This window comes from Pseudomonas mangrovi (genome assembly GCF_003052585.1).
Lineage (GTDB): Bacteria > Pseudomonadota > Gammaproteobacteria > Pseudomonadales > Pseudomonadaceae > Aquipseudomonas > Aquipseudomonas mangrovi.
The window spans coordinates 195,831-221,535 of sequence record NZ_QASN01000007.1; the positions used below are offsets into that span (position 1 = coordinate 195,831).

At 63.4% G+C, this 25,705-nt stretch carries 19 protein-coding genes; 9 read left to right on the forward strand and 10 right to left on the reverse strand.

Features of this window, described 5'->3' with window-relative positions:
- Positions 1-209 precede the first annotated feature (209 nt).
- From DBO85_RS05105 to DBO85_RS05115, 3 genes are all read left to right on the forward strand, one after another.
- Positions 210-995 carry an SDR family NAD(P)-dependent oxidoreductase gene (locus DBO85_RS05105; protein WP_108105901.1) on the forward strand — a complete coding sequence of 262 codons (786 nt, stop codon included), beginning with the start codon at positions 210-212 and terminating at the stop codon, positions 993-995.
- A gap of 22 nt (positions 996-1,017) precedes the next feature.
- The gene (locus DBO85_RS05110; protein WP_108105903.1) at positions 1,018-1,785 is read left to right on the forward strand and encodes an SDR family NAD(P)-dependent oxidoreductase; all 768 of its coding nucleotides are present in this window, start codon (positions 1,018-1,020) and stop codon (positions 1,783-1,785) included.
- A 530-nt stretch (positions 1,786-2,315) separates the two neighbouring features.
- Positions 2,316-2,633 (forward strand): antibiotic biosynthesis monooxygenase family protein, encoded by a 318-nt coding sequence (locus DBO85_RS05115; protein ID WP_108105905.1) that lies wholly within the window; start codon positions 2,316-2,318, stop codon positions 2,631-2,633.
- 14 nt (positions 2,634-2,647) lie between these two features.
- On the opposite strand, the gene DBO85_RS05120 is transcribed toward DBO85_RS05115, so the two are convergent.
- The 5 genes from DBO85_RS05120 to guaB form a co-directional block, all read right to left on the reverse strand.
- The gene (locus tag DBO85_RS05120) at positions 2,648-3,049 is read right to left on the reverse strand and encodes a GFA family protein (RefSeq protein ID WP_108105907.1); all 402 of its coding nucleotides are present in this window, start codon (positions 3,047-3,049) and stop codon (positions 2,648-2,650) included.
- Positions 3,050-3,294: 245 nt separating this feature from the next.
- On the reverse strand, positions 3,295-4,134 hold the full coding sequence (locus DBO85_RS05125; protein WP_108105909.1) for a CvfB family protein: 840 nt from the start codon (positions 4,132-4,134) through the stop codon (positions 3,295-3,297).
- A gap of 273 nt (positions 4,135-4,407) precedes the next feature.
- The gene (locus DBO85_RS05130) at positions 4,408-9,027 is read right to left on the reverse strand and encodes an NACHT domain-containing protein (RefSeq protein WP_177429732.1); all 4,620 of its coding nucleotides are present in this window, start codon (positions 9,025-9,027) and stop codon (positions 4,408-4,410) included.
- A gap of 145 nt (positions 9,028-9,172) precedes the next feature.
- On the reverse strand, positions 9,173-10,753 hold the full coding sequence (guaA, locus tag DBO85_RS05135) for a glutamine-hydrolyzing GMP synthase (protein ID WP_108105911.1): 1,581 nt from the start codon (positions 10,751-10,753) through the stop codon (positions 9,173-9,175).
- Between the two features lie 261 nt (positions 10,754-11,014).
- Entirely contained in the window at positions 11,015-12,487 is a 1,473-nt protein-coding gene (gene guaB, locus DBO85_RS05140) for an IMP dehydrogenase (protein ID WP_108105913.1), read from the reverse strand.
- 177 nt (positions 12,488-12,664) lie between these two features.
- Here guaB and dapE point away from each other — a divergent pair, with 177 nt between their 5' ends.
- The 4 genes from dapE to DBO85_RS05160 all read left to right on the forward strand — a co-directional run bounded on the left by dapE (position 12,665) and on the right by DBO85_RS05160 (position 15,956).
- Positions 12,665-13,813, forward strand: a complete 1,149-nt coding sequence (gene dapE, locus DBO85_RS05145; protein WP_108105915.1) for a succinyl-diaminopimelate desuccinylase — start codon at positions 12,665-12,667, stop codon at positions 13,811-13,813.
- The gene (locus DBO85_RS05150; protein ID WP_108105918.1) at positions 13,807-14,613 is read left to right on the forward strand and encodes a putative RNA methyltransferase; all 807 of its coding nucleotides are present in this window, start codon (positions 13,807-13,809) and stop codon (positions 14,611-14,613) included. Before dapE ends, DBO85_RS05150 begins: the two co-directional genes overlap by 7 nt.
- Positions 14,614-14,627: 14 nt before the next feature.
- The gene (locus DBO85_RS05155) at positions 14,628-14,999 is read left to right on the forward strand and encodes a hypothetical protein (protein ID WP_108105920.1); all 372 of its coding nucleotides are present in this window, start codon (positions 14,628-14,630) and stop codon (positions 14,997-14,999) included.
- Positions 15,000-15,113: 114 nt separating this feature from the next.
- A complete protein-coding gene (locus tag DBO85_RS05160) occupies positions 15,114-15,956 on the forward strand; it encodes an SDR family oxidoreductase (RefSeq protein WP_177429733.1) in 843 nt (280 codons plus the stop codon).
- Positions 15,957-16,568: 612 nt separating this feature from the next.
- On the opposite strand, the gene DBO85_RS05165 is transcribed toward DBO85_RS05160, so the two are convergent.
- The 5 genes from DBO85_RS05165 to DBO85_RS05185 all read right to left on the reverse strand — a co-directional run bounded on the left by DBO85_RS05165 (position 16,569) and on the right by DBO85_RS05185 (position 21,543).
- The gene (locus DBO85_RS05165; RefSeq protein ID WP_108105924.1) at positions 16,569-16,778 is read right to left on the reverse strand and encodes a cold-shock protein; all 210 of its coding nucleotides are present in this window, start codon (positions 16,776-16,778) and stop codon (positions 16,569-16,571) included.
- A 228-nt stretch (positions 16,779-17,006) separates the two neighbouring features.
- Positions 17,007-18,053, reverse strand: a complete 1,047-nt coding sequence (locus DBO85_RS05170) for a DUF4340 domain-containing protein (RefSeq protein ID WP_108105926.1) — start codon at positions 18,051-18,053, stop codon at positions 17,007-17,009.
- A 3-nt stretch (positions 18,054-18,056) separates the two neighbouring features.
- Complete coding sequence (locus DBO85_RS05175; RefSeq protein WP_108105928.1) at positions 18,057-19,889, reverse strand: GldG family protein; 1,833 nt, start codon at positions 19,887-19,889, stop codon at positions 18,057-18,059.
- Positions 19,890-19,891: 2 nt separating this feature from the next.
- Positions 19,892-20,626 carry an ABC transporter permease subunit gene (locus DBO85_RS05180; protein ID WP_108105930.1) on the reverse strand — a complete coding sequence of 245 codons (735 nt, stop codon included), beginning with the start codon at positions 20,624-20,626 and terminating at the stop codon, positions 19,892-19,894.
- Entirely contained in the window at positions 20,623-21,543 is a 921-nt protein-coding gene (locus tag DBO85_RS05185) for an ABC transporter ATP-binding protein (protein WP_108105932.1), read from the reverse strand. Before DBO85_RS05185 ends, DBO85_RS05180 begins: the two co-directional genes overlap by 4 nt.
- A 239-nt stretch (positions 21,544-21,782) precedes the next feature.
- Here DBO85_RS05185 and plsB point away from each other — a divergent pair, with 239 nt between their 5' ends.
- The gene (gene plsB / locus DBO85_RS05190) at positions 21,783-24,266 is read left to right on the forward strand and encodes a glycerol-3-phosphate 1-O-acyltransferase PlsB (RefSeq protein WP_108105934.1); all 2,484 of its coding nucleotides are present in this window, start codon (positions 21,783-21,785) and stop codon (positions 24,264-24,266) included.
- Positions 24,267-24,672: 406 nt separating this feature from the next.
- Entirely contained in the window at positions 24,673-25,074 is a 402-nt protein-coding gene (locus tag DBO85_RS05195; RefSeq protein ID WP_108105936.1) for a VOC family protein, read from the forward strand.
- The last annotated feature ends 631 nt before the right edge of the window (positions 25,075-25,705 follow it).

Here is a 25,705-nt window from a genome sequence, read left to right on the forward strand (position 1 = left end):
GCGGGTGCGCCCGTGCCGGCGCGCCTGAGACCCTGGAGCTTTCGCCGCAGTCGAGGGTCCTGCTCAGCGCTAGCGCGCTGCTTTCGCGCGGATACCGGCCTGTGATCCTGCATCACCCCTGCTGATGATGGCCGGCCAAAATTGACGCGCCCCTACCCCGCTGCCAGATTCAACCGCCTCACAACCCGCACGGATGGAGGTATCTGGCTATGCGTTTCACCGATCGAGTGGCACTGGTAACCGGCGCCGGCAGCGGCATCGGCCGGGCAACCGCGCAACGACTGGCTGCCGAAGGCGCACGCCTGGTACTGGCGGACTGGTCGGCCGAGGGGCTGGCGGCGACCGTTGCACTTCTACCCGCCGGCTGCGAGGTACTGTCGCGGCAGATGGACGTCTCCGACGAAGCTGCAGTGCAGGCGCTGGTGAACGACGCTCTGGCACGCTTCGGCCAGATCGACGTGCTCTGCAACAACGCCGGCATCGCCGGCACCAGCCATCCACCGATCACCCAGCAGAACCCGGACGACTGGCAGAAGATCCTCGCGGTCAATCTGCTCGGGCCGATGTTCTTCACCCAGTACGTCAGCCGGCACATGTGTGAGCGGCGCCAGGGCGCCATCGTCAACACCGCCTCGGTGGCGGGCATCCGCTCCGGTGCCGGCGGCAACGCCTACAGCGCCTCGAAGGCGGCGGTGATCAACCTGACCCAGACCAGCGCCTGTGATCTGGGCGAGTTCAACGTGCGGGTGAATGCAGTCTGTCCGGGCCTGGTGGAAACCGGCATGACCCAGCCGATCTTCGACCTGGCCCGCGCCAAGGGCAAGGAAGAGAAACTCGGTGGCCGCGCCGAACTGCGTCGCTACGGTCGTCCCGAGGAGGTCGCCGCAGCCATCGCCTTTCTCGCCAGTGACGACGCCAGCTTCATCACCGGCCAGACACTGCCGGTCGATGGCGGCAACACCGCCTCGCTGAACATGCCCGGCATGAAACTCTGACCCCTCACCCAGGAGAGAACCCATGAACAATCCGCTGTTCGACCTGACCGGCAAGGTCGCCCTGATCACCGGCTCGACCAAGGGCATCGGCCGCTCCATCGCCGAGGAGCTGGCGCGCTGCGGCGCCAAGGTAGTGATTTCCAGCCGCAAGGCCGAGGCCTGCGAGCAGGTCGCCGCAGAGCTCAAGGCCAAGGGCTACGAGGCCCTCGCCGTGGCCTGCCACGTCGGCCGCAAGGACGATCTGCAGCGCCTGGTCGACACCACCCTGCAGACCTGGGGCCGCATCGACGTACTGGTCTGCAATGCCGCCACCAACCCGGTCTACGGCACCACCCTGGAGATCAGCGACGAAGCCTGGGACAAGATCATGCAGACCAACGTCAAGGGCACCTTCTGGCTGGCCAACATGGTCGTGCCGCAGATGGCCGAGCGTGGCGAGGGTTCGGTGATCCTGCTGTCGAGCATCGCCGGCCTGCGCGGCAACAGCGTGATCGGCACCTACGGCGTATCCAAGGCCGCCGAGGCGGCCCTGGCACGCAACCTGGCGGTGGAATGGGGGCCGAAGGGCATCCGCGTCAACTCCATCGCCCCGGGGCTGATCCGCACCGACTTCGCCCAGGCGTTGCTGGATGACCCGGAGCGGGTGCGTGTTGCCGAGCAGAAGACGCCGCTGCGGCGCATCGGCGACCCGGTGGACATCGCCGGCGTCGCGGTCTTCCTCGCCAGCCCGGCGAGCGCCTACGTCACCGGCCAGATGATCGTTGCCGATGGTGGCGAGACGGCCTGCTGACGGCGCGGGTGGCTCCTCCGTTGGGCCTTGCGGCCCAACCTACAGTAGGTTGGCGCCGAGCGTAGCAAGGCCCAAGGAGCGGCCTATCCCGCACCCGGCACCGATGGCGCAATGCGCTGTGCTTATGGCGTCCTCGGAAGATATGGGTGGATAAGGCTGCGCCGTTATCCACCCTACGGAGCTCGTGCAGTCGTAGGGTGGATTAGCCGCATGCGGCGTAATCCACCACGCGGCATCCACGGTGTGACGGTCGTCCGCCAGGCGCTGCGTTTTTTCGCTGTGGTTTGGCCCCGAGCGGCGGCGCAATGCGCTTTGCTTATTGCGCCTTACGACTGGTGGTGGATAAGGCCGGGCCGTTATCCACCCTACGGAGGCTCGGTGCTGGCGTAGGGTGGATTAGCCGCGAGCGGCGTAATCCGCCAGGAAACACCGGGGAACAACGCAACCAGGTGGCGCGGAATTCGAACGGCACAGCCACACGCACTCATCCGCACGCTGATCTCCCATCCCGCTTCAAGGAAGGCTCGAACATGATTCTCGAAGTCGCATCACTGCAGGTCAGGCCGGGTCAGGAGAGCCAGTTCGAGGCGGCGTTCCTGCAGGCACAGAAAATCATCTCGGGCATGCCGGGTTTCGTCTCGCACCAGCTGCAGCGCTGCCTGGAGCGGCCTGACCAATACCTGCTGCTGGTGGTCTGGCAGAGCCTGGAGGATCACGAGGTGGGCTTCCGTGGTTCGGCCGAGTATCAGCAGTGGAAACGGCTGCTGCACCACTTCTACGAGCCCTTCCCCGAGGTACTGCACTACCGGACTGTCGAAGGTGCCTGCAGCGCTACCCAGGCCACCTGAGGCCCGGCGCCCGCTCAACCTGGCGGCATCTTGGCGAACTGCGGATGACCATCGCCAATGGTTTCCCATTCGGCCTTGGAGTCCACGTAGATGTGGTAGCGCTTGTTGCAGCTGATCGGCGTATCCAGTGTGCCCAGTCGCAGCCGCCGCACGCCCGGCAGATCATCACGGGCGCTGTAGATAGGACTGCCGCAGTGGCTGCAGAACACCCGCGCCTTGAGCGGGATCGCCCGATATTCCTTGAGCAGCTCCTCGCCCTGCACGAAACGCAGCCGCGCCGCATCCACCGGGCCGACCGGGACGTAGGCCGCACCCTGGGCCTTGCGGCACATGGAGCAGTGGCACATGGAGATCTCCTCGATCTCGCCGTCGTATTCATAGCGCACCCCACCACACAGGCAGCCGCCTTCGAGCATCCTTCTTCTCCCGTACCGACGGCCAGGGTGGCCGCGCAGCGAAAGAGCTTAGGTGGATTGCGGAGGTTGGTGGCGGACTCCCATCACAGCTGCAAATGCGGCATGGCTACCGTAGGTTGGCGCCGAGCGCAGCGAGGCCCAACGACTCGCACCGATGGCGCAATGCGCCTCGCTTATTGCGCCCTACGACTGCTGGTGGATAAGGCTGCGCCGTTATCCACGCTAGGCGCAGTGAGCGGGGTGGATCACTCCGCCAGTTCGATGCCATCCGCGAGGATGCGGATGCGGCCCTGCTTGTAGAGCCCGCCGATGGCCTTCTTGAAGTTGCCCTTGCTGACGCCGAACAGCCGCACGATCTCCTCCGGCGAGCTCTTGTCGCTCAGCGGCAGGCTGCCGCCGGCTTCGCGCAGGCGCGCCAGGATCTGTTCGGCCAGGCTGCCGGCGGCCTGCTGACCGACCGGTTGTAGGCTCAGGCTGATCTTGCCGTCGGCGCGCACCTCGCGGATGTAGCCCTTCTCCTGCATGCCCGGGCGGAGGAACTTGAACACCTCGTTCTTGTGGATCAGCCCCCAGTGGCGGCCTTCGATGATCGCCTTGAAGCCGAGGTCGGTCGGCTCGACCACCAGCAGATCGACTTCCTGGCCGACGCGGTAGCTGGCCGGCTCGCGGTCCAGGTAGCGATCCAGCCGCGCGGTGGCGGTGATGCGTCGGCTGCGCTGGTCGAGAAAGACGTGCACCACGCAGTAATCGCCAACCTGCAGCGGGCGCTTCTCTTCCGAATGCGGCAACAGCAGGTCCTTGGGCAGGCCCCAGTCGAGGAACAGGCCGATGCGGTTGATATCCAGCACCTTGAGGCTGGCGAAGCCACCGACCTGGACCTTGGGCTTGAGCGTGGTGGCGATCAGCTTGTCCTCGCTGTCGTAGTAGACGAAGACGTTCAGCCAGTCTTCCACCTCGCTCGGCGCATCCTTGGGGATGTAGCGTTTCGGCAGCAGGATCTCGCCGTCCGCACCGCCATCCAGGTAGAGGCCGAAGTCGGTGTGCTTCACCACCTGCAGCGAGTTCATTCGTCCGATCAGTGCCATCTGTCTCACCCGTCGCGCGGCTGCCCGCTGGCAGCATCAATTGAATGCAGAAACGAACAGGGCGCCACACCGGCGCCCTGCAGATCAACTCTATTACCAATAGGCACTTACAGGCCATTAAATCCGTAGTTTTAAAACCCCTGAAATCATAATCATGAAAGGTCAGAGTCTCTCTCAAGGGTTTTTATCGCTAAGAGCTACGTCCTCTAGGGCAGTGCCGGTATGACACTAACGCATCAATACGGCGAAGATGCCGCAGCGGAAACGGGCCACTCAACGGCGCAAAGCAAATTCTGCAGCGTCCTCTGCGCCATAAACCTCAGCGTCAAGCAGGTGCTCGTAGATCGTCATCGCACGAGTTTTGATCTCTATTGGTGAGCGCTGAAGTGCAATCACAAGCCCTATAAATTCGCCGTCGTACCCTCCAACGTTTCTTTCGGGCGATGTAGGTGCAAGCTCAGTTGCAGCCTCTGCGATCTCAAGCACCAGCATCTCAAAGCCTGGATAAAGCAACAGGTGCTGAAGCGGGCGTACAAACAGCCGCCCCATCGACTCTCTAAGCAGATCATTATTTACTGCAACAGCGGCCAGCAAGGCACGCGTCATCTCGTCAGGAGGCAATCGCTCGCCACGATCGACCGCTGTAGACAGAGCATGAGCCTCGAACCCGCTGACAGTGTTGGCGACAGAAATGAGGTAGGCATGCGAGCGGCTTCGAATATCGAGATCAAGTTCACTCCACCCCGCAGCCGCCGCAAATAGCACGCCAGACCTGGCAAAAATATCATTCCTGGCCATCACCGCTTCGACTATCTCGCCCATACCACAAGAAGCAGCACTATCGACAATCACGCTAGCAGCAGAGAACTCACCACCGATCTGCCTAAGCTTTTGATCGCTATGACTGAGCCAGAAGTTGACAATCTCCTGCTGTAGGCTCGTATGCATGCGAACGCGTAGGCGCCACAACGACTGAACTACAGCTGCATCTTCAAACGCCGCCGGAAACCTCCGCCAGATCGCATCAATCAGCTCGCCCACTCTTGCGGCGTCCGCCCACCAGAGTTCATGCGACCTGAACATTAGGATGGCGCTCCAAACCTCGGGGTCTTCAGGATGCGCAACGTGTAGTTCCAACTCCGCGAGCCAACCATCACAATCCACGCCGTCACGGTGGACATATCCCGCTGCGATCGCTGACAGCAGCGTGAAATTGCGCTGAGGAAGAAAATGCATCCCGCCGCCCCGGCCAAATAGCATGGCCTCAGGGCGTTGATCTGGCTTCTCATTCCGCTCACGATTGGATTTTTTTAGCTCGGCATGACGTACTGTTTCTGCAGCCAATACATTGGGGTCGCGCTGCAGCCACCCCCTGAGCAACTCGATGTCACGCTCCTCAAGACCTTTCAGACGTTTAGCGAGCTCCTCCATGGCGCTGGCAACATCGTAGCGAAAGCTAGTCGATGAAAACCCACGGGATTGGGAGTCCCAGATCAAAGCCTTCAGTGCTTGAGCGTCAACTGCCTCAACCGCCGACAACTCCCTAATCGCAGCGGCCGTAACCTGCTCGTGCAGACCCGGTTGTAAACGCGGGATGATACGAAGAGCACGATCTGGGAACGACTTTGAAAATGCGGCAAAAGCCCGAGACAACTCAGTAACACCGCCCTTTAGCCAATGCTTCGGATGCTCATGGCGACCAGCGTGATCGTTGACTGCATTGAGCATTTTGATAATCGCGTCGTCATTTGCTTTGGCCATCTGATCATGGCCCATGGGGGACTCAACCATCCGCGCCAGCATCCGACCTCGGTGCTTTGTTTGCAGTGTGGGCTGTTCGACCTTCCACTCCTCAACTTGCCTACGACGACGAGCCGTCAGCACTTGAACTGGCAACTCGGCAAGCAATCGCAATCTCCGCTCATCAGACCAACGAAGCAACTTCCTTCGCTGTGCAGGATCTCGCTCTTCCTGTAGGTCTTCCTTCCAAGGCTCCCATGACTCGATATAGTCACGAATTTGCTCAACATCTCCAGGGGAGAGGTAAGGAATAATCAAGCCGATCAGATTGCTTGATGACCAGCCACAGATCATCTGACCAACACCGTCTTCATCGTCGAACGTGTCGCTACCTAGATGAAGACGCCGCTGATCGGCCAAGAGAAACGCGAGCGCATACTCAGCAAATACAGCCGAGTTCGCCGCCAGGGTGTCGGCCACTAGCGACTGAACCTCATCAATTTCTACAGCAACAAAAGTCGCAAGCAAGGCGCGCACACCTAGCGGATCAGAAACTGCTGACTCTTCGAGCACACTCCGCAGAAGCTGCGTCAAGTGCCCCTCGCCATCGTCATATTTCCAATCGTATGGAACAGATATCGATTGCGGATACCGATGCCCGGGCCGGCCATCACCAACCTCTCGCGACACCACCCCGACAAACCAGGGCAAGAGCCGTTCGGCGCAATAGAGCGGTGCGGCTGCCGCAATCTTTTCAACACCATAAACCCTGATGCCGTTGTGCCGATCCTCAGGCTGCAACTCAGCCCAAAATGAGATGAGATCCAAAGCAACTCGGGTATTGCCGTTCTCATGCAAAGTCTTGGCGTAATGGGATATCGCCCAATCTGTCAACTTCGTACGATTAAAGATCTTACGGACATGGGCGATTGCACGGTCGGTCGCAATACCAGAACGTTCAAAGAGACTAAACACGTCTCCGTCATGTGAGGCATCCGACCAATAGCGGTCGACCAGATCCATAACTTGGCTTGAGTCCTCAGCAGCTTCTCGAACGAGCAGCATGGTCGCATTCCAGCGATGCTTTTCATCCTGCAGAAGAAAAGGCAGGAGCGGCAGCAAGCCTGATCTCCAGCACGGCCATCTTATGGCTACCTGCCTGAATGCCCGATTCGCAAGTGCATAATCGTTACGCGCCATCCAGTCGACCCAAGCAATGTCACTTGCGCTCGGATCATCAGAGCTCGCCAAATAATCGGCCACAAGATGGCGCAAATGCCTGCGTGTCTTGAAGTTTGGTAGCAACAAGCGGATAGCCATCTCATAGGACGCCATATCAACCCTTCGCATGTGCTCAAGGCCGCGCAAGATTGTTCCCCGTGCAAACAACCCTTCTTGGCGACTCCACGCGTAATCAGCTAGCCCTTCTGCGGTTCGGAGTGTCTTAGCCTGGAAATCATCGAGCCACGACTGATGGCTGAAGCCGATGCTGGCATCCTCGCGGATAACAATGCCAATCGACTCGGACCAACGCAGCATCTCGCTGTAGTCCGGTTCATAGTGAGCCGCCGGCCGCCAGAGGCTCTCATGCTGTGTCATGTCAGCTGCAAGCTTGCGCAAGAACGCTATACACGAAGCCCGCTCTGCCCCTACGGGTAGTTTCTTGTCGAGCCATCGATCAAGTAGGTTTGCTGCCGTCAGATCTGCGGGATTCAAGCCAGATTTGGCAAGATCGACGTATATACCGAGAGCAAAAGGCGTACGCAGCGTCTCTTTAAGACTATCGGGCGCCACTGTAGCGTCGATACCGAGCTCACCGAGCAGTGCGGATATCCGCTCGAACGGAGGCAAGGTAAGTAGTAACTCATCCGCATCAAGCAGCCTAAACCGAGCGTCGAACTTTGACTCAAATGGTCGCGAAGAAACGATGACATGAATGGGGAGCTTATTGCCTTCTTGACCTTTCTCCTCCTGAAGCCGCGACGCAAGGCGCAGTAAGACCTGCATGCGCTGTGAACTCTGGTCCATCACTTCACTGACAGCGTCAAGCTGATCGATGATCAGCACAACCGGGGCTTCATCCGCCAGTGAGAGAAGTTCCTGCTCGATATCACCTGACATGCCAAGATCGCGAGCGAGATCCACGAAATCCACAATATCTGGACTAAGCATGTCGGCCTTTATTGCCAGCACAATCTGGCCGCGCGCTTTGAGGGCACAATACAGTTCAGCAAGAAGTGCTGACTTCCCAGTCCCTGCTCCTCCGACGACCAGCGTGGAGCCTGCAGGATGCCGATTGATCCGCTGGATCAGATCGTCGAACTCTGGTCGCTCTATATGCTGCCCCCAAATCATTTGAGGCCAGTCGGCCAGACCGCGTGACCCGCGCGTAATGTCTTCCTCAACATCAGCCCTGGTGAACGTCTGCGTGCTCTTTGAAACAAAACCGACTGCAGCGAACCGAGCCTCAATCATGGCCTCAGCATCCTTTACAGCCACGACAAGTTGAACTTTGAAAAACCGCTGACGGACAGCAGGGATGCGCTCCAGTAACGCGTCGAGGTCGATCGGCCTAAGAAGCTCATATTTCAGGCTCTTCAAGGCCGTCCTGATGCCTGGCAAGACAGCCTCGATCTTCAGCATCGAGAACGCTTCATACTTTTTAATGACATCGGCAACCAGACCTGACAGCTCTGCTTCATTGGCAGCCAGCCAAGTCTGTGGCGCATCGAAAAAATCGGTTGTAGTGCTGGCAGGATCCGAAGCAAGGGCAAGAATAAATCGGAAACCGGCCGGGTCCGGCATAAGCTTCGGCTCAAGCACAACATTTAGAAGGAACTTTATTACCTCACGGAGCGTGTCCGGCCGGGTGAAACCAGCCTTAACCTTTTTGCACTGAATAAACCCAACTGGCCGTTCATCCTTCGTGAGCCAAACATCCCGTCCTTGGTCAGCTCCCGTGACCATCAGACGAACATTGCTGTACCAAGGCAACTCAGGCGCGTGCCCTTTGTAGATGCTGTACAGGAGGAGTTCAAAATCAGCATCCGAGAGCGCAAGGTAATTTGCCCTATCCGGCCCTACGCGTCCCTCGTCCACAGCTTCGACTTGAGCATATGCAGCATTAATCTCGTCAGCTGTTAAGAGTTCCATTCAGGTCTTCCATGTTTGACGATCTCCAGCCACCTACAGATAGCTGCCACTACCGCTGTACGATTGTTTCACCAACGAGAATACGCCATTAGCGCAGGCATGAAAAAACCGGCCGAAGCCGGTTCTTTCATTCACCCCCGAAGGATCACTCCCACTCGATGGTGGCAGGCGGCTTGCTCGACACGTCGTAGGTAACGCGGGAGATGCCTTCGATCTCGTTGATGATGCGGTTGGAGACCTTCTCCAGCAGTTCGTAGGGCAGGTGCGCCCAGCGTGCGGTCATGAAGTCGATGGTTTCTACCGCACGCAGCGCGACGACCCAGGCGTAGCGGCGACCGTCGCCGACCACACCCACCGACTTCACCGGCTGGAACACCACGAAGGCCTGGCTGGTCTTGTGGTACCAGTCGAAGTTGCGCAGCTCCTCGATGAAGATGTGGTCGGCGCGACGCAGCAGGTCGGCGTACTCCTTCTTCACCTCGCCGAGGATGCGTACACCGAGACCCGGACCGGGGAACGGGTGGCGGTAGACCATGTCGTAGGGCAGGCCCAGCTCCAGGCCGATCTTGCGCACCTCGTCCTTGAACAGCTCGCGCAGCGGCTCGACCAGCTTGAGGTTCATCTCCTCCGGCAGGCCACCAACGTTGTGGTGGCTCTTGATCACGTGGGCCTTGCCGGTCTTGGCGCCGGCCGACTCGATCACGTCCGGGTAGATGGTGCCCTGGGCGAGGAACTGGATGTTGGGCAGCTTGCTGGCCTGGGCATCGAACACGTCGATGAAGGTGCGCCCGATAATCTTGCGCTTCTTCTCCGGGTCCGCCTCGCCTTCGAGGTTGGTGAGAAACTGCTCCTCGGCGTCGGCGCGGATCACCTTGACGCCCATGTTCTCGGCGAACATGGCCATCACCTGGTCGCCTTCGTGCAGGCGCAGCAGGCCGTTGTCGACGAACACGCAGGTCAGCTGGTCGCCGATGGCGCGGTGCAGCAGGGCTGCGACCACCGAAGAGTCGACGCCGCCGGACAGGCCGAGCAGCACGTTGGCATCACCGACCTGGGCGCGCACGTTGGCGATGGCGTCCTCGACGATGTTGCTCGGCGTCCACAGCGCCTCGCAGCCACAGATGTCGAGGATGAAGCGCGAAAGGATGCGACCGCCCTGGCGGGTGTGGGTCACTTCCGGATGGAACTGCACGCCGTAGTAGCCGCGGGTGTCATCGGCCATGGCGGCGATCGGGCAGCTCGGAGTGCTGGCGAGAATATGGAAGCCGGCCGGAATTTCGGTGACCTTGTCGCCATGGCTCATCCAGACATCGAGGCCAAGCACGCCGTCGGCGTCGACATGGTCCTCGATGCCATCGAGCAGGCGGCTCTTGCCGACCACGTCGACGCGGGCATAGCCGAATTCGCGCACGTCGGAACCCTGCACCCGGCCACCGAGCTGCTCGCTCATGGTCTGCATGCCGTAGCAGATGCCGAACAGCGGCACGCCCAGGTCGAACACCGCCTGCGGCGCACGCGGGCTGTCCGCCTCATGCACCGATTCCGGGCCACCGGCAAGGATGATGCCGCGCGGAGCGAAGGCGCGGATGTCTTCCTCGCTCATGTCCCACGGATGCAGCTCGCAATACACCCCGATCTCGCGCACGCGGCGGGCGATCAGCTGGGTGTACTGCGAACCGAAATCGAGGATCAGGATGCGGTGGGCGTGGATGTCAGGATGAGCCATGTGGGCATCTCTCGTGGGTAGTCACAAATGACAAGGGGCCGAATCGGCGGCCCCGCGTCCATCAAACTTTACAGACCGACTGACCGGGACGCCGGCCACCGGAGCAAGCCATCGACGGGCAAAAATCGATTTGCCACGTCGCGAGCGAAGAAGAGGCAAGGCGGAAGGAGGCGAGAAAGCGCAGTTGGCGTATGGCCAATGAGCATTTCGAGTCTCCTTCCAACGCCGCCTGTTCGAGCGCAGCAGCGGCAAATCGATTTTTTAGCCGACGCGGTAGTTCGGGGCTTCCTTGGTGATCTGCACATCGTGCACATGCGACTCGGCCATGCCGGCGCCGGTGATGCGGACGAACTCCGGCTTGGTGCGCATCTCCTCGATGCTGCCGCTGCCGGTGTAGCCCATGGAGGCGCGCAGGCCGCCCATCAGCTGGTGCAGGATCGCGCTCAGCGGGCCCTTGTAGGGCACGCGGCCTTCGATGCCCTCGGGCACCAGCTTCTCGGCACCGGCGGAGGAATCCTGGAAATAACGGTCGGCCGAACCGCCGCCGGCATTGGCCATGGCGCCCAGCGAACCCATGCCGCGGTAGGCCTTGTAGGAACGCCCCTGGAACAGCTCGACCTCGCCTGGCGCCTCTTCGGTACCGGCGAACATCGAACCCATCATCACGCAGGAGGCGCCGGCGACGATGGCCTTGGACAGGTCACCGGAGAAGCGGATGCCGCCGTCGGCGATCAGCGGCACGTCGGTGCCGGCCAGGGCTGCGGCGACATTGGCGATGGCGCTGATCTGCGGCACGCCGACACCGGCGACGATGCGCGTGGTGCAGATCGAACCCGGGCCGATGCCGACCTTGACCGCGTCGGCGCCGGCTTCCGCCAGCGCCTTGGCAGCGTCACCGGTGGCGATGTTGCCGCCGATCACCTGAACTTCCGGGTAGGTCTGCTTGACCCAGCGCACGCGATCGATCACGCCCTTGGAGTGGCCGTGGGCGGTGTCCACCACCACCACGTCGACCCCGGCGGCGACCAGCGCGGCGACGCGTTCCTCGGTATCGGCACCGGTACCGACGGCGGCGCCGACGCGCAGGCGACCCTGGTCGTCCTTGCTCGCCAGCGGATAGGCCTTGGCCTTCTCGATGTCGTTGACGGTCATCATGCCCTTGAGGCGGAACTGGTCATCGACGATCAGCACGCGCTCGATACGGTGCTTGTGCAGCAGCTTGCGCACCACCTGGGTGTCTTCGCCTTCCTTGACGGTGACCAGACGCTCCTTGGGCGTCATCACCTCGCGCACCTTGGCGTCGAAGCGGGTCTCGAAGCGGATGTCGCGGGAGGTGACGATGCCGACCAGGTCGCCATGGTGCATCACCGGGACGCCGGAGATGTTGTTCTGCCGGGTCAGCTCGAACAGATCGGCGACGGTAGCGTCGGCCTCGATGCTGATCGGGTCACGCACCACGCCGGCCTCGAACTTCTTGACCTTGCGCACCTCGGCAGCCTGCTGCTCGATGGTCATGTTCTTGTGAATGATGCCGATGCCGCCTTCCTGGGCCATGGCGATCGCCAGGCGCGCCTCGGTGACGGTGTCCATCGCTGCGGAAATCAGCGGAATGTTCAGCTCGATGCCACGGGTCAGGCGGGTCTTGAGGCTGACATCCTTCGGCAGAATCTCGGAATATCCGGGGATCAGGAGTACATCGTCGAAGGTCAGGGCTTCTTGGCTGATACGCAGCATGGCGGGGGCTCCCAGGCGGGAAAAAGGAAGCGCGGCAGTATACCCTTGCACCCCCGTCCACTCAATCGACATCTTGCGCCCCGACGCGGCGGCGAAGCGCTCGACCCCGGCGTTTTGCATTAATATGGCGGCCTTTTCCGGCGGCCCGAGCCGCCAGCCTTCCGCACCGGAGCCGCCATGAGCAACCCTGCCCTGTCCCCGACCCTGCAACTGGCCTGCGAGCTGATCGATCGTCCGTCGGTCACCCCGCTCGATGAGGGCTGCCAGGCGCTGATGTGCCGGCGTCTGGCCGATGCCGGCTTCCAGATCGAGCCGATGCGCATCGAGGAGGTCGACAATTTCTGGGCCCTGCGTGGCGGCGAAGGCCCGGTGCTGTGCTTCGCCGGGCATACCGACGTGGTGCCGACCGGCCCGCTGGAGAAATGGCAGCACAATCCCTTCGCCGCGCGCATCGACGAGACCGGCATGCTCTGCGGGCGCGGCGCGGCGGACATGAAGGGCAGCCTGGCGAGCATGATCATCGCTGTGGAGCGCTTCGTCGCCGAGCATCCGCACCATCGCGGCGCCATCGCCTTCCTGATCACCAGCGACGAGGAAGGCCCGGCGCAGCACGGCACCAAGGCGGTGGTCGAGCGCCTGCGCGAGCGCGGCCAGCGCCTGGACTGGTGCATCGTCGGCGAACCCTCGAGCACCACGCTGCTCGGTGACGTGGTCAAGAACGGTCGCCGCGGCTCGCTTGGCGGCGTGCTCACCGTGCGCGGCAAGCAGGGCCACGTGGCCTACCCGCACCTGGCCAGGAACCCGATCCACCTGGCCGCCGCGGCGCTGGCCGAACTGGCCGCCGAGCACTGGGACGACGGCAACGCCTTCTTCCCGCCGACCAGCTTCCAGATCTCCAATATCCACGGCGGCACCGGCGCGACCAACGTGATCCCCGGCGAGCTGGAAGTGGTATTCAACTTCCGCTTCTCCACCGAATCCAGCGAGGACGGCCTCAAACAGCGCGTCGCCGCCATCCTCGACCGCCATGGCCTCGACTGGTCGGTGGACTGGGCGCTGTCCGGCCTGCCCTTCCTCACCCAGCCGGGCGAGTTGCTCGATGCCGTGGCACAGAGCATCCGCACCGTGACCGGCCGCGACACCACGCCCTCGACCAGCGGCGGCACCTCGGACGGACGCTTCATCGCCACCCTCGGCACCCAGGTGGTCGAACTCGGCCCGGTCAACGCCACCATCCACCAGATCGATGAGCGCATCCTCGCCAGCGACCTGGACCTGCTCACCGAGGTCTACTACCAGACACTGGTGCGGCTGCTGGCATGCTGATCTGCCCGGTCTGCCAGGCGCCCCTGAGCGAGGCCGACGGCGGCGTCGCCTGTGAAGCCGGGCATCGCTTCGACCGCGCGCGCCAGGGCTACCTGAACCTGCTGCCGGTGCAGCACAAGAAGAGCCGCGATCCGGGCGACAACGCCGCCATGGTCGAGGCGCGCCGGCGTTTCCTCGATGGCGGCCACTACGCACCGATCGCCGAGCGCCTGGCGCAAAGAGTCGCAGAACTCGCCCCCGCTACCTGGCTCGACATTGGCTGTGGCGAGGGCTACTACAGCGAGCGCATCGCCCGCGCCTTGCCCGACGCAAGGGGCTATGCGCTGGACATCTCCCGCGAGGCCGTGCGCCGCGCCTGCAAGCGCGCGCCGCAGATGACCTGGATGGTCGCCAGCATGGCGCGCATCCCGCTGGCCGACGCCAGCTGCGGCGTGCTGACCAGCGTATTCAGCCCGCTCGACTGGGCGGAAGTGCTGCGCCTGCTGCCGCCCGGCGGCGTGCTGCTGCGCGTCGGCCCGACCCGCGAGCACCTGATGGAGTTGCGCCAGCGCCTGTATGACGAAGTGCGCGACTACGACGACGAGAAACACCTGGCCCAGCTACCCGCCGGCCTGCAGCACAGCCGCAGCGAAACGCTCGAGTTGCGCCTGCCGCTGGCAGAGGCGCAGGATCGCGCCGACCTGCTCGCCATGACCCCACACGGCTGGCGCGCCAGCGCCGAGCGTCGCGCCGCGGTGATCGAGGCACCACTGGATGTGCGGGTTGCCATACGCTACGACTGGTTCGAGCGCCAGCAATGACAGGACAGACACCCATGCGCCAACCGGATATCGAGATCTACCTGAAAGACGCCGACTACCAGGCCGTCTCCGCCTGGCTGGAGGCCGCACTCGGCCCCTGCACGCCCTGGCAGCGCAAGGGCCAGACCTACAAATGCCAGGCGGGCGATGTGCCGGTCACCTGGCTGCCGAACGCCGTGGGCAAGTGGCACAGCCTGTACCTGGAAAGCGCCACCACGCCCTGGGAAGACGACCTGGCCTGCGCCCGCGCCGCCCACGCCGCGCTCGGCGTGCAGATCCGCTGCGCCCCCGGCAGCTGGGACGAGAGCCAGAGCGAGGAAGACGCCGACCGCTGGATCCGCATCGACACCGACGGCGAGAGCGAGATCATCTGGCGCACCGGCTGAGGTCCTGTTGCACCGCAAGGCGCCAGTGGCGAACACGCCGGCGCACGCACGAAAGCGGACGGACCTGGCCTGCTGAGCCGCGATGAACAACGGAAAACCCCTTCAAGGATGCCCATGTCGGACCTCTCGCAAACATCACCTTGCGTGGTGATCACCGGCAGCACCCGCGGCATCGGCCTGGGCCTGGCCAAGGCATTCCTCGCGCAGGGCTGCAACGTACTGATCAGCGGCCGCGACCCCGAGTCACTGCAGCGCGCACTGACGCAATTGAGCGCAACCTTCGATGGCGCGCAGCTGCATGGCCTGTGCAGCGACGTCACCCGCCGCGATTCGCTGCAGGCGCTGTGGGACGCCGGCGTCGCCCGCTTCGGCAAGGTCGACGTATGGATCAACAACGCCGGCAGCTGCCACGCCGCCAGGGACCTGGTGGAGATTGCTGGCGATGAACTGGAGAGCGTCGTGCGCACCAACATCATGGGCAGCATATTCGGCTCGCAGGTGGCGCTGAGCGCAATGCTCGAACAGGGCGGCGGGCAGATCTTCAACATGGAAGGCTGGGGCAGCCAAGGCGAGTGGAGCGCCGGCATGACGGTCTACTCGACCAGCAAGCGCGCCGTCAGCCACTTCAGCAAGGGCCTCTACAAGGAAACCAGGAACAGCCCCGTCCTGGTCGGCACGCTCAGCCCGGGCATGGTCGCGACCGACCTGCTGGTGTCGTCCTGGAAGGAAGGCAACGCGCAGAACTGGCAGAAGATGAAGCGCCTGTTCCTCTTCGTGATCGACCCACCGGAAATCGTCTGCGCCTACCTGGCACGGCGCATCCTCGCCAACCGCAGAAGCAACGCACGGATCGCCTGGATGACCCCGCTGCGCCTGATCGCACGGTTCTTCCAACCCTACTACTGGCGCCGCAACCCGGTCGCCGGCACCGCCCTGGAATCGCTGGGCGAGGGCTGACTCTCCCCTCTCCTGCGGGAGAGGATCAGGGAAGCTTCAGGCGACTCGACGTCTGCGACTGGCTCAGGCCTTGCCGGGGCACCCTGCACGCCGACGCATCCCTCATCCGGCGCTGCGCGCCACCTTCTCCCGGAGGGAGAAGGAAGGCTGTACGCCGACAGCGCGGGGTAAGCCACACGGCGCTCGAACACGCCGCGGCTTTTCCCTCTCCACCGGGAGAGGGTGCCGAAGGCGGGTGAGGGGTGTTTCAGGCAACTCGCCGTCTGCGACTGGCTCAGGCCGTGCCAGACACCTTGCAGCGCCAACCATCCCTCATCCGGCGCTGCGCGCCACCTTCTCCCGGAGGGAGAAGGACAGCCCGTAGGGCGCAATAAGCACAGCGCATTGCGCCGCAACTCGATGCCGGCCACAGCGAAAACCGCAGCGCTCTGCGCTCTTCCGCTGCACCGAAGCGGCCCATGGTGGATTACGCCGCACAGCGGCTAATCCACCCTACGAACAGCACCGAGTTTTTGTAGGGTGGATAAAGGCGCAGCCTTATCCACCGAACCCCGCCAGACCGCCATAAAAAAGCCCATCACATGGACGGGCTTCTTCATTGCGGGGCGGTACTTACTTTCGAGCGACGTCTTCGGCCTGCAGGCCCTTCTGGCCATCGACCACGGCGAACTCGACCTGCTCACCCTCGGCGAGGGTGCGGTGGCCGTCGCCACGGATCGCGCGAAAATGCACGAACACGTCGGCGCCGTTGGCGCGTTGGATGAAGCCGTACCCCTTGGCGTCGTTGAACCACTTGACGGTTCCAGTCTCACGTTCAGCCATTACTACCATCTCCAGCATTCTTATTAGGATGCCCCTGTCCCGGGGCGTCTGGTCGGGCCGGTAAACCTTCTCGTTGTCCTACCCTCCCGACGGAACCCGCGCATAGCAGGCATCTCGAAGGCATTCTCGGAAGCGACCGCCCGGCGAGTATAAAACAACGATCGGCGCTGCAAAGGGCTTTTTCAGAACAGCTGAAAGGCCCGTCAACCGGGCCTCTCAGGCCTGTACTCAGTTCTCGCCGAGCAGCTCGGGCAGACGCTTGGCGAGCGCCTGGTAATGCTGCGCCTCGATGCGGAACGCCCACTGCTCGCGCCCCGGCACCTGCTCCGCCGACAGCCCCTCGCGCACCGGCAGGGTCATCCAGTACTCCTCGCCATGGCGGTAGACCTGCCCTTCCAGACGCCCCTCGTCGAAGGTCTGCAGGGTGAAGCGCAGCGCCGGTTTCTCGCGATCAAACGACAGCTGCGCCAGGGGCAGCGCATCGCTCAGGCGCAGATTGGCGAACAGCGTGGCCATGCCGTTGGCGGCGGCCTCGAACGGCAAGGCACGGTCCTTGGGCAGCTGGCGCACCTTGAGATTGGGCTGGGCCTGCTCGTCGCGGTACACGGTGATCTGCTCGCCGCTGGCGTAACGCACGTCCAGCTCGCGCACGTCGGCAAAGGCGATGCTGGTCACCCGCCGATCCAGCCAGTCAAGCTCGGTTGCCGGCAGCGGAATGTTGCGGCTGATCAGCCAGACCTGCTCCTCACCCGCGCGCCGAACCAGCTGGCCGGCACCCTGGCTGGACGGATTGCCGACGCGCAGGTCGAGCGGCGCACCGGCGCCCGGCGCGTCGGCGCCCGGCGAAGTGTCGACCGCCGCAGCGTCGGCTGCCGCAGCGCCACCAAACTCGATACGCACCCGGCTGGCTCGCTCGCCGGTCTCGCCTTCCTCGGCCAGGCCAAGGCGCGCATGCAGCTGCGGATTGGCAGTGCGTGCCTCGACCTTCTCCGCCTCCAGCAGCGCCTTGAGCAGATCGGCCAGCGGCGGCGATGCAGCTGCATAACCCTCCTTGGCCGGCAGCACCCAGTGGTCGCCCTCGCGTGCCAGGCGCACGGCCGGCTCATTGCCAACCTGCACCTCGATCAGCGCGACCTGTGCCGCCCGTCCTTTCAGCTCGGGCAGCCAGGCCTCGCGACCATCGTCCTGCGGTTGCCCGTCACGCTGCAGCCAGAGGTAGCTGGCGCCGAGCAGCAGCGCCAGCAGAGCCAGAAATACCAGTGCCTTGCGTCCCATCGGTTACCCCCTGCGACGACGGCGCCACAGAGCGAGCGCCAGAACACCCAGGGTCAGCAGCGCCGGCACCAGGGCGATGTTGATCAGTTTCAGCGTGCGACCCAACGCCTCGATGTCGGCGTTGAGCTGGAAGCGCACCTCGCGCAGTTCCTTGCGGATCTTCAGCTTCTCCTGCAGGAACTGCTGCACCGCACCCTGCTGCTCCGGCGTCAGCTCGAGCAGCTTGGTCGGATCCTGGTTCTGCTGCAGTGCGGCGAGCTGCTGCTCGGTCTCGGCCAGGCGCTGCTGCAGGGCTTCCTCTTTCTGCCGGAAGCGCGCTTCGGCCTCGCGCTGCAGCGTCTCGACCACCACGAACGGGCGGCTGTAGCGACCGCGCGAACGCACGCTGATCAGCGCGTCGGAGCCGGCCAGGTTGTCCAGCGCGTTGATCGCAAAGCCGGCGTTGTCAGCCCACGGCTGCGGGATGCGCTGACCGAAGAAGTCCTGGACCTGTACCCACATGCGGTCGGTGAGCATGTCGACGTCAGCCACGGCGATCACGTTGATGTTGGCCGCTTCCTTGAGACCGTCCTTGCGCCCTTCGATACCCTCGGGGAAGGCGGTCTTCGCCGGGCCCTGGATACGCGCGGCCAGGGTGTAGCGCTCGCCGGTCGGCTTGAGCTCGCGGATCAGCTCGCCCGGATTGCTGAGCATGGCGAAACGCTGCGCGCTGTAGGGCATGGCGTTGCTGGAACTCTGGATCAGCGGCAGGAAGCGGGTGCTGGCGCCTTCCAGCGGCTCGAGAATGCCGCCGCTGGCGTAGGTCAGGGTTTCCAGGCCGGCGGTACTGACATCGTCCTGATCCAGCGCGCTGGCATCGAGATTGAGCCAGCCGACATGGCGTACCGGCGCCTGGCCCTGCCCCATGCCGACCGCCATGCCGTACTGGCCGTCACCGACGACCTGATCCGGCACCAGACGCAGGCCCCAGGCCTTGAACAGCGGCTCAAGGTCCGAGGCGCGGTCGAGTCCTTCACCGGGCATGCCCATGCCGGTATCGGCCTCGCTGTAGGGGTCGACGAAAACCAGCAGGTTGCCGCCGCGCATAACGAACTGATCGATGGCGTAGAGCGTCTGCTCAGGCAGGTTCTTCGGGTGGATCAGCAGCAGCACCGAGACGTTCTCGGGAATCAGGTCGACGTCGGTCTTCAGGCTCTCGATCTGGAACAGCTGGCGGACTTCCTCCATCAGCATCCACGGCGGGGTCGGCTGCTGACTGGCGAAGTCGAAACCGCCGTTCACCGCCAGGCCCGAGAGCACACCGATAACCGGGCGCTGCGGATTGGCCAGGCTCTGCACCAGGCGGCTGAGCTCGTATTCGAGCAGCTCTTCCTGGTCGGGCTGGAAGAACGGGATCACCTGGGTATCGTCGACACCGTTGGTGCCGGCCAGGCCGAAGTACAGTTGCTCGCCACCCTGGGTCACCGGCACGGCCTGCAGACCAAAAGCGGAGGCCTTGTCCTCGTCCTCGGAGAAGGGCTCGGGATCGATCAGCCGCAGCTTGATCTTGCCGTCGGCGGCGCGTTCGTAGGCCTTGAGCATCTCCTCGACGCGGCGCGCGTAGTTGCGCAGTGCGACCAGGTCCTTGGCCGCCGTGTCGGAGAAGTAGAAGTGCAGGTTGATCGGCTCGTCCAGGTCAGCAAGGATCTGCCGGGTGCCGTCGGAGATGGTGTAGAGCTTCTGCTCGGTCAGGTCCAGGCGGGCGTTGGTGAAGGCCAGCCCGGAGACCATGTTGAACACCAGGAACGCGGCCGCGATCAGCAGCAGGCCGGCGCCGGAATACATCAGTCGTTTCATCTTCAGTCAGCCTTTTTCAGATCGATCACGATCGCGGTGGCAGCGAGCCAGGCGGCGATCAGGGTGACGAAATAGAGCAGGTCACGCAGGTCGATGACGCCCTTGCTGATGGCTTCGAAACGGGTCAGGAAGCTAAGCGAGGCGATGGCGTCGACCAGTGCCTGCGGCGCCCAGCCGCTGAGACTGTCGAGCAGCATCGGGAAGCCGCTGACGATGAACACGAAGCACATGGTCACCGCCAGGATGAAGGCGATCACCTGGTTCTTCGCCAGCGCCGACATGCACGAACCAATCGCCAGGTAACCGCCGGCCAGCAGCCAGCTGCCGATGTAGCCGGTGACGATGGCGCCGTTGTCCGGCTCGCCGAGGTAGTTGACGGTGATCACCATCGGGAAGGTCAGCAGCAGCGTCAGCCCGGCGAAGACCCAGGCCGCGACGAACTTGCCCAGCACGGCTTCGGCGCGGGTGATCGGCAGGGTCATCAGCAGCTCGATGGAGCCGGACTTGCGCTCCTCGGCCCACAGGCGCATGGCGATGGCCGGCACCAGGAACAGGTAGAGCCAGGGGTGGAAGCTGAAGAAGGCGGTCAGATCGGCCTGGCCGCGCTCGTAGAAGGAACCCAGATAAAAGGTGAAGACCCCGGCCAGGACCAGGAAGATCACCATGAACACATAGGCGAGTGGCGTGGCGAAGTAGCTTCCCAGCTCGCGCTTGAATACGACAGGCAACTGTTTCATACCACCTCTCCGCGGGTCAGGGTGCGGAACACTTCATCCAGACGGCCACGCTCGACGTTCAGCTCGCTCACCGCCCAGCCACGGCTGGCGATCAGCTCGCCAACCTGCGGGTAGATCACCGCGCCCGGCTGGGCCAGTACGGTCAGGCTGTGCTCGCGCTCGTTGCGCTCGATCCCGGCGACGCCGTTCAGTGCACTCAGCGCGGACTCGTCGAGCCCCTCGCCAACCAGGGTCACTGCCTGGTGGTAGCGCGAGCGCGCCTCCAGCTCCAGCGGCGTGCCGTCGGCCAGCAGCTTGCCACTGCCGATCACCACGGCACGGCTGCAGATGGCGGTGACTTCTTCGAGGATGTGCGTGGAGATGATCACAATCTTGTCGGCGGCGATGCTCGAAATGAGCTTGCGCACCTGGTGCTTCTGGTTCGGGTCGAGGCCATCGGTGGGCTCGTCGAGGATCAGTACGCGCGGATCATGCAGGATCGCCTGGGCCAGGCCGACACGGCGCTTGAAGCCCTTGGACAGGGTCTCGATGGACTGGTCGAGCACCTTCTCCAGCTCGACCTGGGCCACCGCCTGCTCGACCCGCCGCTTGCGCTCGGCCCCGCGGAAGCCGCGCACCTCGGCGATGAACTCGAGGAAGCCGCGCACGCGCATGTCGCCATAGCAGGGCGCACCTTCAGGCAGATAGCCGATCTGCTGCTGGGCCTTGAGGGTGTCCTTCTGGATGTCGAAACCGAGAATGCTCGCCGTGCCCGAAGTCGGCGCAAGAAAGCCGGTGAGCATCTTCATGGTGGTGGATTTGCCGGCGCCGTTCGGGCCGAGAAAGCCCAGCACTTCCCCCTGCTGGATACGGAAGGACAGATCGTCCACCGCCGTGTGCTGCGCGAAACGCTTCGTTAGATTTCTTATTTCGATCATGGCCTCACCATCGCGGTCAAAGCCTGACCCATCACTCGTTCGGGACGAGTCAGGCCTCCAAATTGCCGGCGGAACTATAAGGACGGAGTCGCGGCGATTGCAACACCACGGACGGGGCACCGCAGCACCACGCGCCCTCAGAAAATCAGGCACTTGCCGGCGCTTTGCCGCTGCTCGGCAGATGCGGCACACTTGTCGCCCCGTGCCGCCCGGCGCACTCGATTGCAACCAGAGATTACATGACCCTCTCGCCGCTCCGCCGCCTTGCCTTCGGCACCCTGCGCCGCCTGATGTCCCTGTGGGTTCGCTCCGAGGCCATCTCGCCCTCCCCGCTCGACGACGCGCTCGACAGCGGCCACCCGCTGTTCTACGTGCTGCAGCAGTCCTCGGCCAGCGATCTGGTGGTGCTCGATAGCGAATGCCGCAAGGCCGGCCTGCCGCGCCCGGTGCTACCGGTACAGATCGGCCGCGGCGACGCCGAGACCGGTTTCTTCTACCTCACGCCGGAACCCGACTGGCTCGGCCGACAGGACAAGCGCGGCATTTCGCCGACCCTCGACCGCCTGGTGACGGCGCTGGAGAACGACGAAATCGAGGATGCCTGCATCGTTCCGGTGATGGTGTTCTGGGGGCAGTCGCCGAACCGCGAGACCAGCCCCTGGAAGCTGATCTTCGCCGACAGCTGGGCGGTCACCGGACGCCTGCGGCGGTTTCTGCGCATCCTGATCCTCGGTCGCAAGACCCGCGTGCAGTTCTCCGCGCCCATCCATCTGCGCGAGCTGGTCGAGCAGGAAAAGGGCCACGAGCGCACCCTGCGCATGGTCCAGCGCATCCTGCGAGTGCACTTTCGCAATCAGAAGGCCGCCGTCATCGGCCCGGACCTTTCCCACCGGCGCAACCTGGTCAAGGGCCTGATCCACGACGCGCAGGTGCGCCAGGCCATCGCCGAAGAAGCCGAACGCGAGAAGATCCCGCTGGAGAAGGCCGAGCGCCGCGCCCTGGCCTACGGCAACGAGGTCGCCTCGGACTACAGCTACATCGCCATCCGCTTCCTCGAACTGGTGCTGTCCTGGTTCTGGAACAAGATCTACGACGGTATCCGCATCAACAACATCGAGGGTGTACGCGAGATCGCCCACGGCCACGAAGTCATCTATGTGCCCTGCCACCGCAGCCACATCGATTACCTGCTGCTGTCCTACCTGCTGTTCACCAACGGCCTGACGCCGCCGCACATCGCCGCCGGTATCAACCTCAACATGCCAGTGATCGGCGGCCTGCTGCGTCGCGGTGGCGCCTTCTTCATGCGCCGCACCTTCAAGGGCAATCCGCTCTACACCGCGGTGTTCAACGAATACCTGCACACCCTGTTCAGCCGTGGTTTTCCGGTCGAGTACTTCGTCGAAGGCGGCCGCTCGCGCACCGGGCGCATGCTCCAGCCCAAGACCGGCATGCTCGCCATCACCCTGCGCAGTTTCCTGCGCTCGCACCGCCTGCCGATCGTTTTCGTGCCGGTCTATATCGGCTACGAGCGCGTGCTCGAAGGCCGCACCTACCTGGGCGAGCTGCGCGGCGCGAGCAAGAAGAAGGAATCGATCTTCGACCTGTTCAAGGTCCTGGGCGCACTCAAGCAGCGCTTCGGTCAGGTCGCAGTCAACTTCGGCGAGCCGATCCGCCTGGCCGAATTCCTCGACCAGCAGCAGCCGGACTGGCGCAGCCAGCAGCTCGCCCCGCAGTTCCGCCCCGAGTGGCTCAACGAAACCACCCATCGCCTGGCCGAGCACATCGCCTGTGGGCTCAACGAGGCCGCCGCGGTCAACCCGGTCAACCTGGTCGCCACCGCCCTGCTCTCCAGCAGCAAGCTGGCGCTGGACGAAGCGGCACTGGTGCGGGTGCTCGACCTGTACCTGGCGCTGCTACGCCAGACGCCCTACTCCCAGCACACCACCCTGCCAGAAGGCGATGGCCGCGCGCTGATCGCCCATGTGCAGGAGATGGAGCTGCTCGCCGAGCAGAAGGACGCCCTTGGCCGCATCTACTATCTGGACGAGCAGAACGCGGTCCTGATGACCTACTACCGCAACAACGTCCTGCACATCTTCGCCCTGCCGGCGCTGCTTGCCAGCTTCTTCCAGAGCAGCGGGCGCATCAGCCGCGAGCAGATCCTGCGCTACACCCGCGCGCTCTACCCCTACCTGCAGGCGGAGCTGTTCATCCGCTGGAACCTCGACGAACTCGACGCGGTGATCGACCAGTGGCTGGCGGCCTTCATCGACCAGGGCCTGCTGACGCTGGACAACGAGCAGTACGTGCGCCCGGCGCCGAGCTCACGCCAGTTCGTCCTGCTGACCCTGCTGGCACGCACCATCACCCCGACCCTGCAGCGCTTCTACATGGCCACCGCGCTGATCCTGCATTGCGGCCAGAACCAGGTCAGCGCCGAGGAGCTGGAAAACCTCTGCACGGTGATGGCCCAGCGCCTGTCGATCCTGCATGGCCTCAACGCCCCGGAGTTCTTCGACAAGACCCTGTTCCGCCACTTCATCCAGACCCTGCTCGACGAGGGCGTGCTGCGCACCGACGCAGCCGGCACCCTCAGCCACCACCCGCAACTCGCAGAACTGGCCGAAGGTGCCGCCAAGCGCGTCCTCACCGCGGAAATCCGCCTGTCCATCCGCCAGGTAGCACTGGAGCGCGGCGAGGAAGAAACACCGGCCGGCTGAGGTGAACGCCAGCCGGACGCAGCAGCCTCAACGCCGAGCGCTCGCCGCCTGGTGCGGCCCGCGCCGGGACACAGGACACCCGCTGGGGAACTCCTGAAAGGCACTGCGCTCGGCCTGGCGTCTTGAAATCACCCCAGCCCTGGCATACCGCTCATTTACCCTGCGAAGGCTGCGCGCTTCAGGCGTGATTCGCCTCGCCAAGGCGCCCCGCCAGACCTTCGCTCGCCATTAGTCTCAGATGTCCCTGGCAAAACGACTTGGCCCGCCACCCACTCTGGGTTCTTATGGCGGTGCATAGGTTCTGCAGCCGCGTCGGTTCCGCTGCCAGCAGCACCGATTCGCGCGTTTGCCCACGCCGCCCGTCACACCTGCCGTGCGGCCCACACCCAGGGAGTTGAGAGGGAAAATGTTCAATCACATCATGATCGGCAGCAACGACATCGAGCGCTCGAAGCGCTTCTACGACGCGGTCCTCGCCACTCTCGGCGCCGGCGAACCGGCTCGCAACCAGGCGCCGACCGGCCATACCCGCCTGTTCTATCGGCACGACGGCAATGTCTTCGGCATCAGCGAGCCGATCAACGACCAGGAAGCGACCGTCGCCAATGGCGCCACCATCGGCTTCAAGTGCGTCTCGCCTGAACAGGTGCAGCTGTTCCACGACACCGCCGTCGCCCACGGCGGCACATCCATCGAGCAACCACCAGGCTTACGCGAAGGCCATATGGGCGCGCTCTACCTTGCCTACGTGCGCGACCCTGACGGACACAAACTGTGTGCGATTCATCGTCCCCAACAGAATCGCTGACAGCAGCCGACAGACCGAACATGAGCCGAAAAGGGCACGGATTTATTTCCCAAGCAGTTGCATTCTCCGGGAAATAAATCTGTCCCGAATGGCACGCGCCAGACCACGCCACCAGAATGCGCACCCCACCTCACTTTCCACCGTGGACGACCGCACGAGCTTGGAATAAGGTCGGCTAACAGCGCCGCCCGAGGCGAAGCAACCCGGCCTGCCATCCGTGGTGCATAACTCCCCGCATCACTGCGGCTCAGACGAAAAGCCGCGATCCAGAGGGGATGAGCCAGGAATGACAAGGAACGTTATCCACCAGATGGTGCGTTTAAACACACCATCTGGTGTCTACTAATAGTTAGAGGCAAATGCAAAATTGGTTGTTCGGCACCGTGCCAGGAAACACACTCACCGCATCGACGCCGTGTTCCTGAATCGAATGGTCGCCGGACAGTAGAGGCCGTTATTTGTGGCCAGCAAAGGAGTTGCTTTCAGAGAATGTGCACATCACAAATAACTTTCCGGGCCACATCCGAAACGCCGTGCGCTCCGCCGGTCAAGCTCGGCGCTGGCATCATTTTCAGCGTTCAACTGGGCACTCTAACTAGTGGCTCAAGTCGTTCGCTTCGCTCACTGGGAC

Coding starts and splice junctions, on each gene's coding strand:
- DBO85_RS05105 (WP_108105901.1), top strand. CDS start 210: ATGCGTTTCACCGATCGAGTGGCACTGGTAACCGGCGCCGGCAGCGGC.
- DBO85_RS05110 (WP_108105903.1), top strand. CDS start 1,018: ATGAACAATCCGCTGTTCGACCTGACCGGCAAGGTCGCCCTGATCACC.
- DBO85_RS05115 (WP_108105905.1), top strand. CDS start 2,316: ATGATTCTCGAAGTCGCATCACTGCAGGTCAGGCCGGGTCAGGAGAGC.
- DBO85_RS05120 (WP_108105907.1), bottom strand. CDS start 3,049: ATGCTCGAAGGCGGCTGCCTGTGTGGTGGGGTGCGCTATGAATACGAC.
- DBO85_RS05125 (WP_108105909.1), bottom strand. CDS start 4,134: ATGGCACTGATCGGACGAATGAACTCGCTGCAGGTGGTGAAGCACACC.
- DBO85_RS05130 (WP_177429732.1), bottom strand. CDS start 9,027: ATGGAACTCTTAACAGCTGACGAGATTAATGCTGCATATGCTCAAGTC.
- guaA (WP_108105911.1), bottom strand. CDS start 10,753: ATGGCTCATCCTGACATCCACGCCCACCGCATCCTGATCCTCGATTTC.
- guaB (WP_108105913.1), bottom strand. CDS start 12,487: ATGCTGCGTATCAGCCAAGAAGCCCTGACCTTCGACGATGTACTCCTG.
- dapE (WP_108105915.1), top strand. CDS start 12,665: ATGAGCAACCCTGCCCTGTCCCCGACCCTGCAACTGGCCTGCGAGCTG.
- DBO85_RS05150 (WP_108105918.1), top strand. CDS start 13,807: ATGCTGATCTGCCCGGTCTGCCAGGCGCCCCTGAGCGAGGCCGACGGC.
- DBO85_RS05155 (WP_108105920.1), top strand. CDS start 14,628: ATGCGCCAACCGGATATCGAGATCTACCTGAAAGACGCCGACTACCAG.
- DBO85_RS05160 (WP_177429733.1), top strand. CDS start 15,114: ATGTCGGACCTCTCGCAAACATCACCTTGCGTGGTGATCACCGGCAGC.
- DBO85_RS05165 (WP_108105924.1), bottom strand. CDS start 16,778: ATGGCTGAACGTGAGACTGGAACCGTCAAGTGGTTCAACGACGCCAAG.
- DBO85_RS05170 (WP_108105926.1), bottom strand. CDS start 18,053: ATGGGACGCAAGGCACTGGTATTTCTGGCTCTGCTGGCGCTGCTGCTC.
- DBO85_RS05175 (WP_108105928.1), bottom strand. CDS start 19,889: ATGAAACGACTGATGTATTCCGGCGCCGGCCTGCTGCTGATCGCGGCC.
- DBO85_RS05180 (WP_108105930.1), bottom strand. CDS start 20,626: ATGAAACAGTTGCCTGTCGTATTCAAGCGCGAGCTGGGAAGCTACTTC.
- DBO85_RS05185 (WP_108105932.1), bottom strand. CDS start 21,543: ATGATCGAAATAAGAAATCTAACGAAGCGTTTCGCGCAGCACACGGCG.
- plsB (WP_108105934.1), top strand. CDS start 21,783: ATGACCCTCTCGCCGCTCCGCCGCCTTGCCTTCGGCACCCTGCGCCGC.
- DBO85_RS05195 (WP_108105936.1), top strand. CDS start 24,673: ATGTTCAATCACATCATGATCGGCAGCAACGACATCGAGCGCTCGAAG.